7 protein-coding genes and 1 pseudogene are annotated in these 10,220 nt (G+C 65.0%); 1 reads left to right on the top strand and 7 read right to left on the bottom strand.

Annotation, left to right across the window (positions count from 1 at the left end):
* Nucleotides 1-34: 34 nt before the first annotated feature.
* From VG320_RS05615 to VG320_RS05585, 7 genes are read right to left on the bottom strand one after another with little or no spacing between them, the layout of a single operon-like run.
* Complete coding sequence (locus VG320_RS05615) at nt 35-1,231, bottom strand: efflux RND transporter periplasmic adaptor subunit (protein ID WP_327199152.1); 1,197 nt, start codon at nt 1,229-1,231, stop codon at nt 35-37.
* Nucleotides 1,231-2,805: an efflux transporter outer membrane subunit gene (locus VG320_RS05610; RefSeq protein ID WP_327199151.1), complete on the bottom strand. Its 1,575-nt coding sequence runs from the start codon at nt 2,803-2,805 to the stop codon at nt 1,231-1,233. Before VG320_RS05610 ends, VG320_RS05615 begins: the two co-directional genes overlap by 1 nt.
* The gene (locus VG320_RS05605) at nt 2,802-3,758 is read right to left on the bottom strand and encodes a glycosyltransferase family 2 protein (protein ID WP_327199150.1); all 957 of its coding nucleotides are present in this window, start codon (nt 3,756-3,758) and stop codon (nt 2,802-2,804) included. The genes VG320_RS05610 and VG320_RS05605 overlap by 4 nt, the downstream gene beginning before the upstream one ends.
* Nucleotides 3,759-3,787: 29 nt before the next feature.
* Nucleotides 3,788-5,341 (bottom strand): DHA2 family efflux MFS transporter permease subunit, encoded by a 1,554-nt coding sequence (locus VG320_RS05600; RefSeq protein ID WP_327199149.1) that lies wholly within the window; start codon nt 5,339-5,341, stop codon nt 3,788-3,790.
* Nucleotides 5,338-6,684, bottom strand: coding sequence for a glycosyltransferase (locus VG320_RS05595; RefSeq protein ID WP_327199148.1), 1,347 nt, complete (start codon nt 6,682-6,684; stop codon nt 5,338-5,340). Before VG320_RS05595 ends, VG320_RS05600 begins: the two co-directional genes overlap by 4 nt.
* A gap of 16 nt (nt 6,685-6,700) precedes the next feature.
* Nucleotides 6,701-7,270 carry an isoprenylcysteine carboxylmethyltransferase family protein gene (locus VG320_RS05590; RefSeq protein WP_327199147.1) on the bottom strand — a complete coding sequence of 190 codons (570 nt, stop codon included), beginning with the start codon at nt 7,268-7,270 and terminating at the stop codon, nt 6,701-6,703.
* Between the two features lie 50 nt (nt 7,271-7,320).
* Nucleotides 7,321-8,229, bottom strand: a complete 909-nt coding sequence (locus tag VG320_RS05585) for an alpha/beta hydrolase (RefSeq protein ID WP_327199146.1) — start codon at nt 8,227-8,229, stop codon at nt 7,321-7,323.
* A 1,192-nt stretch (nt 8,230-9,421) separates the two neighbouring features.
* Here VG320_RS05585 and VG320_RS05580 point away from each other — a divergent pair.
* A pseudogene (locus VG320_RS05580) lies at nt 9,422-10,220 on the top strand (hypothetical protein); the annotation flags it as partial.

Here is a 10,220-nt window from a genome sequence, read left to right as displayed (position 1 = left end):
TGCTGTGCCCATTATCCAAAGTGCCTAACACGCTCTAACCCCCGCGATTATCCCGGATCACCTTTTCCGCAGCCGCTTGCGCTTCGCTTGCCACGCCGTCGTGCACGCGCGTGGCGAGCGCGGCGACAGGCGTATCCGAATCAAGCAGATGGCCGTCGCGTTCGTGCGTATCGACGCGCACACGCATCGACAAGCCGATCCGCAGCGGATGCGCCGCCAGATCCTGCGCATCGATGGAAATCACCACCGGCACGCGCTGCACGACCTTGATCCAGTTGCCTGCGGCGTTCTGCGGCGGCAGCATCGAAAACGCGCTGCCCGTGCCCGCCGAAAACCCCTCGACACGCCCGCGATAATTGATCTTCGATCCGTAGATGTCCGAATTAATGATCACCGGCTGACCCACGCGCATATTGCGGATCTGGCCTTCCTTGAAATTCGCTTCAACCCACAGGCCGTGCAATTGCACGATCGACATGAGCGTGAGGCCTGGCCCGACCTGCTGGCCGATCTGCACGGTGCGCTGTCCCACCACGCCGTCAACAGGCGCGACGATGGTGGTGCGCTTGAGATTGCGCCAGGCGAGCTTGAACTGCGCGGCGGCCTGAATCACGCCCGGATTGTCCTCCACGGCCAGGCGGCTGCCGAGGGCGCGCGCCGCGTCGAGTTGCGCCTGGGCCGCGCCCAGTTGGGCCTGCGCGCCGGTCACGGCGGCGCGGGCGCGCGCCAGTTCCTCGGGCGACACGACTTCGACGGACGCATGATCGCGCGCGGCGAGCGCGCGTTGCGCGAGGTCGAGATCGGCCTGGCGAGCTTTCACGGCTTCGGCGTACATCGTTGCCGAATAACGCGCGTTGGCCGCCTGGCGCACGGCCTGCGCAAGCTGGGCCTTGGCCTGGGCGAAGGCAACCGAAGCCTCGGCATCGTCGAGCTGCACCAGCGCCTGGCCCGCGCGCACGCGTTGCGTATCAGCGGCAACGACGTCGATCACGGTGCCCGCCGTTTGCGCGGCGATCTGCACGACGTTGCCCGCGACGTAGGCGTCGTCGGTGTCCTCGCGAAAGCGCGCTGCGGTGTACCAGTAAGCGGCCGCGGCAAGCGCGGTGACGGCGGCCACTGCGCCGAAGATCGCGAAGCGCCGCCGCCGCGTCGCGCGCTTGCGCTCGAGCAGGGCGGCGTTCGCGGCGAGGGCGGCCGGATCGGGGTGCAGGTTGGCGTGATCGTGGTGCATTAGTTCAGGCCTGCGCTGGTTAGTCGATCTCTGGAGCGATCGGTGAGTCGATCGTGCGAGGGAAATACGGCGTCGAAACGCGAGATCGCGGGGCCGGGCAGCGTGCGCTCGTCAAAGCCGCCGCCGAGCGCTCCGATCAACGCTACCCGCAGCGTGCGCTGCTGCGCCTGCAGGTCGATCAGTTGCGCGCGCTCGTCATAGAGCGTGAGTTTCGCCGTGTTCACGTCTTTCTGCATCAACAGGCCGCGACGATGGCGCTCCTCGGCGATCGCGACGTAGCGCTGCGCGGCGTCGGCGGCGTCGCGCTCGCCGTTCACGAGCCGGTCCACGGTCGAGAGCGAAACCAGCGTGCGCGCCACGTCGCCCAGCGCCGCATCGACCGTCTTGTTGTAGAGGCCGATCGCGACATCGGCGTTGGCGGCGTCGCCCGAGAGTTTCGCCTTCAGGCGGCCGCGATCGAAGATCGGCAGCGACACGGCCGGGCCGACGGAGCCTGCCAGCGCCTGGCGCGAGAACATCGCGCCGGGCGTGAGCGCAAGCAAACCGGCGAAGCCGACCAGGTTCACGTCGGGATAGAACTCCGCGCGTGTGCCGTCGATAGCGGCATAGGCGGCCTCCACGCGCAGGCGTGCAGCGACGATGTCGGGCCGCCGTCCGAGCAGATCGGCGGACAGACGCGCGGGCAGCGGCTGGTCGGCGAGGCTCGCCAGATTGGCGGGGCGCGGCCGCGTGAGCGTGAGACCGCGTTCGGGACCGCCGCCCGAGAGCACGCCCAACTGAAGTTGCGCGAGGCGGATGCGCTCGTCGGCCAGTTCGATCTGTGCGATGAGCTTGTTGCGGCGCACGGCGGCATCGTCGGCGTCGTAGCCGTTGTCGATGCCGCGCGCCGCGCGCTCGCGCAGCACCGCAGTGATCTGGTCGCTCGCGTCGCGCTTTTCGGCCCAGAGATCGTGCAGCGCCCACGCCTGGTCCAGATCGCAGTACGCCGAAACGATGGCGATAGCCAGCGTGAGACGCGCCTGTTCGGCATCGACACGCGCCGCGTCGCGTAGCGACAACAGCCCGCGCGTTGCCGCCGCGTTGCGGCCCCAGAGATCGAGTTGATAATCCAGGCCGAGGTAGATCGACGACGGCGATTGAACAGGATTGCCAAATAGTTGAACGGGTACCTCGTAGCCGTTGGCCGAGACGTTGGCGACGCCGTCGGACTGTGGCATGCGCGCCTTGTTGACGGTCGCGCCAGCAGTCGCCGTGAGACCCGTCAGTGACGAAAACTGCTGCAACTGCGACTGGGCGACGCCGATGCGCGCTTTCGCGACCTGGAGGTCGGGGTTGTGTGCGTAGGCCTCTGCGACCAGTTGGTCGAGCTGCGGATCGCCGAATTGACGCACCCAGTCGGGCGCAGGCCACGCGGTGGCGCTGGTGGACTTCGGCGCGTCGGCCAGGGTGCGCGAGAGCGCGCTGGCGTCGGGTGTGCGCGGCTGCAAGGCTGGCGTGATCGTCGGCACGCAGCCGCAGACGAGCGAGGTGGCGGCGACCAGCGCCATGAGCCGGATGAGGGGGCGGGCGTTCATCCGCGCCGCTCCTGTACGCGGGCGCGCGTGCTCCAGCGCGGATGCGTGGCGTCGAGCGGGCCGAGCCGTCCCGTGAGACCGTCGAGCAGCCCGTACAGGATGCCCTTGAGTTTGGCGCGCTTGTCGCTTTCGCCCAGCACGACCTGGACGATCTGCCAGAGCGTGAGCAGGTTCGGCACCAGCGCGACGGGAAAGCGCGGGCCGTACTGCATCGCGATCTGCATGGCGTTGCGCGCGCTGTAATAGCGGCGTGTCCAAGGGTGATTCATGGTCGAAATATCGAGTGGGCCGATGCGTCGCCGCACCTTCGCGCCGATGCGATGGCGCAGCACCAGCGCGGGCACCAGATACAGCGGCACGTTGCGCGCAAGCGCGCGAAAGCAGTACTCGGTATCGACGTGATCGATGAAGAGCGCCTCGTCGAAACGGCCGAGCGCCGCGTAGGCCTCGCGCGACACGAAGCTGCCCGACGAAATCAGGAAGGCGCACCGCACGGGTTGTGACGTGGCGGCAGCACTCATATTCACTTCGATACGTCGTACGCCGATACCGTTGGTGGCCAGTTCCGGCAGAAAGCGCTGATCGTTTTCGTCGAAGATGCGTGGCCCGGCGATAAAGGGCCGACCCGCAAAACGCTCGCCGAAAGCGCGCATCGCCGGAAAGTAGGCGCCAGGCACCACGGAATCCTGATCGAACAGCGCAACGGCGTCGATCTTGCGATCCAGCGCGAACAGATGCGCAAGGCCCGCGTTGTAGGCGCCGGCAATGCCGCCGCGATTGCCGTGATGAAGCAGTGTATAGCCTTCGCGCTCAGCGGCGGCGCACGCGGCGGCATCGGCGAACGGTGTGTTGTCCACGACCACCAGCGCATCGCAGGCATCGCGCAGCGCGGCCAGCCGCGCGAGCTGGTCGCTGCTCGGGTAATAGAGAATGACAAGTGCCCCTGGCCGCATCGCGTGGTTCCTTTTTTGTCGTTATGTCTTCAATGCCCGAGCGTCATTGCCGCTCCACGTCTGGGACGCGTGAGCCACATCAGCGCAGCGAGCACGACGCAGGTGACGCACGCCATGAAGAACATGTCGCCCGTCGCCATCATGTAGGCCTGCTGCATCGTCACCTGATGCAGTGCGCCCGCTTCGCGCGCGCCGCTCACGCCCATCGCATGCAGCGTGGCGACGTAATGCTGCGTGCCGCCCGATTCCTTTGTGACCGATTGCGCGATCGTCGCGTAGTGGAAGCTCGCGCGATGATCCCAGAGCGTCACGCTCATCGCCGTGCCGAAGGCGGCGGCGAGCGTGCGCAGGAAATTCGACAGGCTCGACGCGGCGGCAAGCTGATGATCGGGCACGCGCGAGAGCGTTGCGGCCGTGAGCGGAATAAAAAAGCAGGGCAGGCCGATGCCCTGGATCAGTCCCGGCGTGACGATTTGCGTGAAGGTCATCGTCAGCGTGAAATGCGTGTCCCACCAGAGCACAGCGGCGAAAACCAGAAAGCCGAAGGTCGCGAGCACACGCGCGTCGAAACGATGCGCGTAGAGGCCGACGAGAATCGAGAACACCAGCGCGAGAATGCCCAGCGGCGCGGTTGCGAGGCCCGCATGGAAGGCGTCGTAGCCCATCACGGCCTGCAGCCAGAGCGGAAACACCACGCCCACCACCGAAAAACTCGCCATGCCGAGCGAGATGATCAGCACACAGAACGAGAACGTGCGGTCGCGAAAGAGGCTCAAGTCGATCACAGGCTGCGCTTCGCCCGCTTCCCAGAGCAGCAGCGCGACGAGCGCAAGCGCCGCGACGATGGCGAGCGTGACGATCAGCGTCGAGTCGAACCAGCCAGCGTCGTGGCCCAGATCAAGCATTGCCTGCAAGGCGCCCACGCCGATCACGAGCAGCGCAATGCCGATGAAATCGACGGGAACGGCTTCGCCTCGTCTGGCGTCCTTGCGCAGCATGGTTGCGCAAACAACGAACGAGAAAAGACCGATCGGCAGGTTGATGAGGAAGATCCATTCCCACGAGAACGCGTCGATCAGATAGCCGCCGACTACCGGGCCGAAGATCGGCGCGAGCAACACGGTCATGCCCCACAGCGCCAGCGCAAGCGTGCGCTTCGCAGGCGGGAAGGTGCGCAGCAGGATGGTCTGCGAGAGCGGCACCATCGGCCCGGAACAGAGTCCTTGCAGCGCGCGGCAGGCGACCAGCACGTGTAGATCGGCGGCGAGCGCGCACATGAGCGAGGTGAGCGTGAAAAGCAGTACCGCACTCACGAAAAGCCGCGTTTCGCCGAGGCGTCGTGCGAGCCAGCCCGTGAGCGGCACGGCAATCGCCGCGGCCACGGAGTACGAACTGATGACCCAGGTACCCTGGCTGTTGGCCACGCCCAGGCTGCCCGAGATCGCGGGGACGGCCACGTTCGTCACGGTTGAATCGAGCACTTCGATGAAGGTCGCGAGCGACAGTGCGAAGGTGAGCAACGCAAGGCGCAGACCGTGTGCGGGTTGTGTGTCCGGGAGCGCGAAGGGCGAGGTTGTGCTCATGCGCTCACTGCCTTGCGCAACGGGACGTTAGCGCTGTCCTGCGCGATATCCGGCGCGTTTGGTGCGTTTGGCACCTCTGGCACATTTGGCACGAAGCGCTCAATGAAGCGTGCCGCTTCAGCACAGCCGTCAGGCGCGGCGGTCAGCTTCGCACGCATCTGCGCGCAACGCGTGGCGATGCGCGGATCGTGCAGCACGCGCGCGAGTGCGCGGGCGAGAGCAGTGTCCTTGATGGGGGCGTCGAGGCGCACGCCGCAGCCCGCATCCGCTACACGCTGTGCGTTGTCGAACTGATCGTGCGCGAACGGCGTGACGAGTTGTGCAATGCCGGCTTCGAATGCCAGCGACGCCGTGCCGATCCCGCCGTGATGCACAAGCGCGCGGCAGCGCGGCAGCAGCGCGCGCAGCGGCACGTAGCGGCGTTGCAGCAGACGCTGGCGCGGCATATCGCGGCCACGCTGCGCCTCGGTGAGTGTTGCGTCGGCGCCTAGCAGCAAACCGCGCGCGCCTGTCGCGCGTAACGCATGCAGAACGGCGCGCGCATAGTGCTCGTGATCGACGAGCGTCGAGCCGGGTGTGAACACCACCGGCGCTTCGCCCGTTGCGAGGAACGCTTCGAGTTCCGCGTCGGGTTCGCTATCGTCGAGATCGTTGAAAAGCGGAAAACCGCTTTGGGTGTGCTGCGTGGGCCAGTCCGGCTGCGGTGCCGCGAACCAGGCGGGGAACAGACAGAGTACGCCGTCCGTCGAATGCAGCCAGTGGCCAAGGATGCGTGTGGCGGGCGGCAGCGCGAGCGTGGCGCGCAGAGCATTCAGACGCGGCCCGCACACGGCGTCCAGCACCGCGCGCTCGATCAGCGTCATCAGCGCGGCCTTGAGCGGCAAGGGCAGGCTGCGCGGAATCGTGAGGCGCTTGTGCGCGGGCGGCGCATGCGCGGACAGCAGCGTCGAAGGCGAGACCTGCACCGACACGTAGGGCGTGCCGTGACGCTCCTGCATCAGGCGCGCGGAAAAGGCCCAGAGCGTGCCGACGAGGACCGTGTCGGGACCGCGCAAGGCTTCGAGCGCGTCATAGTGCGGTTGCAGTACCGGTGCGATCAAGGCCCACAGCGTTTTGAACGAGGTACGCGGATGCCACAAGGCCGGATTGGCAAGTGCGGCCGCATAATCTTCGGCGCTACCAATCGGGACGAATGCGAAACCTTCGCGCCGCGCGGCCGCTTCGAACGGCGGATGCGTGCAGAACACCACGCGATGACCTCGCGCCGCGAGCGAGCGCCCGACGCCGAGCAGCGGATGCACATCGCCCGCCGACCCTATCGCCGTGATGATGATCTGTGCCATCTGGCCGCCGCGCAGGTCAGTAGATGCCGGGAATCAGTGCGGCGACTTCGCGTCGATAGCGTGCATACGCATCGCCGAAATGGCCAGTGAGCCAGCTTTCCTCCACCCGCACCTTGAAGGCCAGCGACGCGAAGATCAGCACGACGCCCAGCGCGCCGCGCCACGTCCCGCCGACAAAGGCGCACCCCACCAGGGCGATCAGGCATCCTGTATAGATAGGATGCCGAACGAGTGCGTAAGGGCCGCTGCGAATCAGCTCGTGGCCCTCCTTGAGCGTGACCGAGACGCTCCAGTTCGTGCCCAGATGCACGCGCGCCCACACCGAAAACAACAGCCCCGCAATCATGATGGCGAGTCCAGCCAACTGCATCGCTCCCAGACGCGCGAGGTCGGGCACCAGCGCATTGAACGCGGGGTCCGGCAGGATCACGAGCGCACCGCCCACGATCAGCGGCAGCGACTGCCAGGTGCGCGCGCTGCGCGCTTCCTTGCGCGCGGTGGTTTTGACGGAATGGGACGTCGCGATCCAGTAAGCGAGCCACAGGAGCCACGGCACGACAATGGCGATGCTTTGCACGATATTCATGAAGAAATCCCGGCGATGGTGTTGGGCGGGCGTGAGCGTCTCACGCTCTTTTATGAAAGCGCGGGCACCTGGAACGGCAGGCGCTGCGGCGCGCTGGAGTTCGCGATCGACGCATGGGGCGTGTACGTTTCGCGTTCACCGCAAAAGAAGTCGCACAGCACCGTGCGCATCTGCTCCTGCTGGATGCGCCCCTCGAGATCGAGGAAATGACCCGCGCCGCGTATCGTGGCGAACTCGGCGCGCCGCACGTATTCGCCCAGACGACGCACATCGGCCGCGGTGGTGTATTCGTCGAGATCGCCGTTGACGAACTTCACGTCGCAGCCAATGCGGCGAAACTCGTTCAGATAGCGCTCGGGCTCCATCGCGAGAATCTGGTCGACGTGGAACGCCACCTGATCCTGCTCGTCGCGCGGCAGGCGCGTGAGATAGCGGTAGTTATAGAGCTTCATGATGCGCGGCAGATAGCGGCCCACGGTATCGTTGAGCAGTTGTGCAGCCTGCAGGTTCTGGCCCGCCGCGATGTGGTCGCGTGCGCGCGTCACGTAGTCGGTCATCGCCGCATTGAGAAACGGCGAGAACGACGCGATGGCAGCGCGCCGCACGCTGGCGCAGCCACGCGCCAGCGCGAACAGCGACGCGACGCCGCCCCACGACACCGACAGCAGATAGTCGGGACGGAAGCGATCGGCGAGATGCATGAGGATGTCGATCTCGTCGTCCTTGGTGAGCGCGTAGTCGCATGCGTTGTGCTGGCGCGACTGGCCCGCATAGGGCAGATCGAAACACAGCGCGTTGAGGCGCTCGCCCAGATAACGGATGGTCTGGCCGAACGACGCCGTGGTGGCCAGTGCGCCGTTGACCAGCAGAACGGTTTCGAACGACGGATCGAAACAATGATGCTCGACATAGACTTTCAGGCCACCCGGCAGTGGCAATACCTGCTTCTCGACTGACATGAGACTTCCCCCCGCATGTAGCGCCAAAAGACGAACGCACCGCAGCCGACCTGCTGTGGCAATGACGGCTGCACTCGATTTCGCCAGGGCCGCGCCGCGCACCGATGCGCCGCGCTGCCTCCGATGTTGTTGGCCCGTGGCATGACTGTTGTCTCCTCCAGGCCTCGGGTCGGGCGCGGCCGTGAGAGGCGACCGCTTGCGCCTTGTGCCGGCGCCTGTGCCCGATTTGCTGCACTGCTTCTAATGCAACAGCTGTGCCATTCGACTGACGAATCCGGCCGGTAAGGGACGACGTTTGATCCGGATCGTTGTGGGGCGGGCTTCTTGAGGGGACTGTCGGGTTGTGTTTGCGAAGCTCAGGAAAGGTAGATGTGCGCGCAACGAACGTAACGATGCGCGCGACATGGGGCGTAACGTAATGGCTGATGTGAGGTGTTACGGAACAGCGCGTAACGTCGGGAGTCGTTGTAATGCAATTCGAAATTCAAAACGGATTTTTTAATCGGCGCGAAAGGTAGGGAACGGCGATTTGCTTTATTTAGCGCTGGTGCTTCTGGTTGTATTTTTTTTGTTGTGCGTGGGTCGGTCCGGCTTGCGTTTTTGACCTGTTCGTTCTGGTAGGTTGCGCGCTGGCGAAGTTGCGGTCATCCTGACTGGTTAAGGGCGTGAATGCGTTCGCGTCGATTGATTGAAATACCAGGTCTTTATTTTTGTCTCGCGATTGTGAGTTGCATTTCTCCAATGCTCACTTCGTCTCTTTGTCCCTTCAGGCTGGCTTTCCGTTCCGGCGGCTTAATTGGTTGCGCACGCAGCTTTATAGTCCGCTCATGTCACGTTACGCATTTTCGTAACGCAGGTTATTTTCCCTGTTACGTCTAATCGATTTGCATCGCTGTTAGCGCGGTGAGTTTCGTGTGTACCCCGCTGCTGCGGGGCGTCGCTCGTTTTCCTGAAGTTGGCACGGTCTCTGCAGTGTTGGGGGCGCAGCTGGGGCGCTGCGATAACCAACCTAAAGAGAGAGCTAGCGATGGGGAATAACTTGAAGACGCGAATCACCACCTTGGCGTTGTGCACCGCGGCGGTTTTCGCCGCCGTGGCTAGCGGTGCGGCAAGGGCGGATTCGACGCAGCCGGGGGGCGGCGTGGCAGTGGGGGCGGCAGCAGGGGCAGGCGCTGCGCCGGGAACAATCGTTGTGGGCGGCGGTATCGGCGGCGTGGTGACCGGCGGTGATGTCACGGTTGCCGTGGGCGGTGCCGCGGGGCTGGCGATCAATTACGGCGGCCAGCCGCTCGCGCAGCTTGGCGGGTTAGTGGGGGCGTTGCAGGGTGCATCGGGTAGTGATCCGCTTGCGCCTGTTACTGGCGCGGTGAATACGATTACTGGCGCGTTGTCGGGTGCATTGGGTAGTGATCCGCTCGCGCCTGTGACTGGCGCGGTGAACACGATTACAGGTGCGTTGTCGGGTGCTTCGGGTAGTGATCCGCTTGCGCCTGTTACTGGCGCTGTGAACACGATTACGGGTGCGCTGTCGGGTGCGTCGGGTAGTGATCCGCTCGCGCCTGTTACTGGCGCTGTGAGTACGATTACTGGCGCGCTGTCGGGTGCGTCGGGTAGCGATCCGCTTGCGCCTGTTACTGGCGCTGTGAGTACGATTACGGGTGCGTTGTCGGGTGCTTCGGGTGGCGATCCGCTTGGTCCTGTTACTGGCGCTGTGAACACGATTACTGGCGCGTTGTCGGGTGCTTCGGGTGGCGATCCGCTTGCTCCTGTTACTGGCGCTGTTAGTACGATTACGGGTGCGCTGTCGGGTGCTTCGGGTAGTGATCCGCTTGCGCCTGTTACTGGCGCAGTGAATACGATTACAGGTGCACTGTCGGGTGCTTCAGGTAGCGACCCGCTTGCATCTGTTACTGGCGCTGTGAATACGATTACGAGTGCGTTGTCGGGCGCATCGGGTAGTGACCCGCTCGCTCCTGTTACTGGCGCTGTGA

It is taken from the genome of Paraburkholderia sp., assembly GCF_035948235.1.
GTDB lineage: Bacteria > Pseudomonadota > Gammaproteobacteria > Burkholderiales > Burkholderiaceae > Paraburkholderia.
Note: the sequence above shows the minus strand (reverse complement) of the source record. Positions and strands in the feature narration are given on the sequence as shown.

What these genes read in the sequence shown, in the direction of transcription:
- VG320_RS05615 (WP_327199152.1), bottom strand. Translation starts at nt 1,231, where the DNA reads ATGCACCACGATCACGCCAACCTGCACCCCGATCCGGCCGCCCTCGCC.
- VG320_RS05610 (WP_327199151.1), bottom strand. Translation starts at nt 2,805, where the DNA reads ATGAACGCCCGCCCCCTCATCCGGCTCATGGCGCTGGTCGCCGCCACC.
- VG320_RS05605 (WP_327199150.1), bottom strand. Translation starts at nt 3,758, where the DNA reads ATGCGGCCAGGGGCACTTGTCATTCTCTATTACCCGAGCAGCGACCAG.
- VG320_RS05600 (WP_327199149.1), bottom strand. Translation starts at nt 5,341, where the DNA reads ATGAGCACAACCTCGCCCTTCGCGCTCCCGGACACACAACCCGCACAC.
- VG320_RS05595 (WP_327199148.1), bottom strand. Translation starts at nt 6,684, where the DNA reads ATGGCACAGATCATCATCACGGCGATAGGGTCGGCGGGCGATGTGCAT.
- VG320_RS05590 (WP_327199147.1), bottom strand. Translation starts at nt 7,270, where the DNA reads ATGAATATCGTGCAAAGCATCGCCATTGTCGTGCCGTGGCTCCTGTGG.
- VG320_RS05585 (WP_327199146.1), bottom strand. Translation starts at nt 8,229, where the DNA reads ATGTCAGTCGAGAAGCAGGTATTGCCACTGCCGGGTGGCCTGAAAGTC.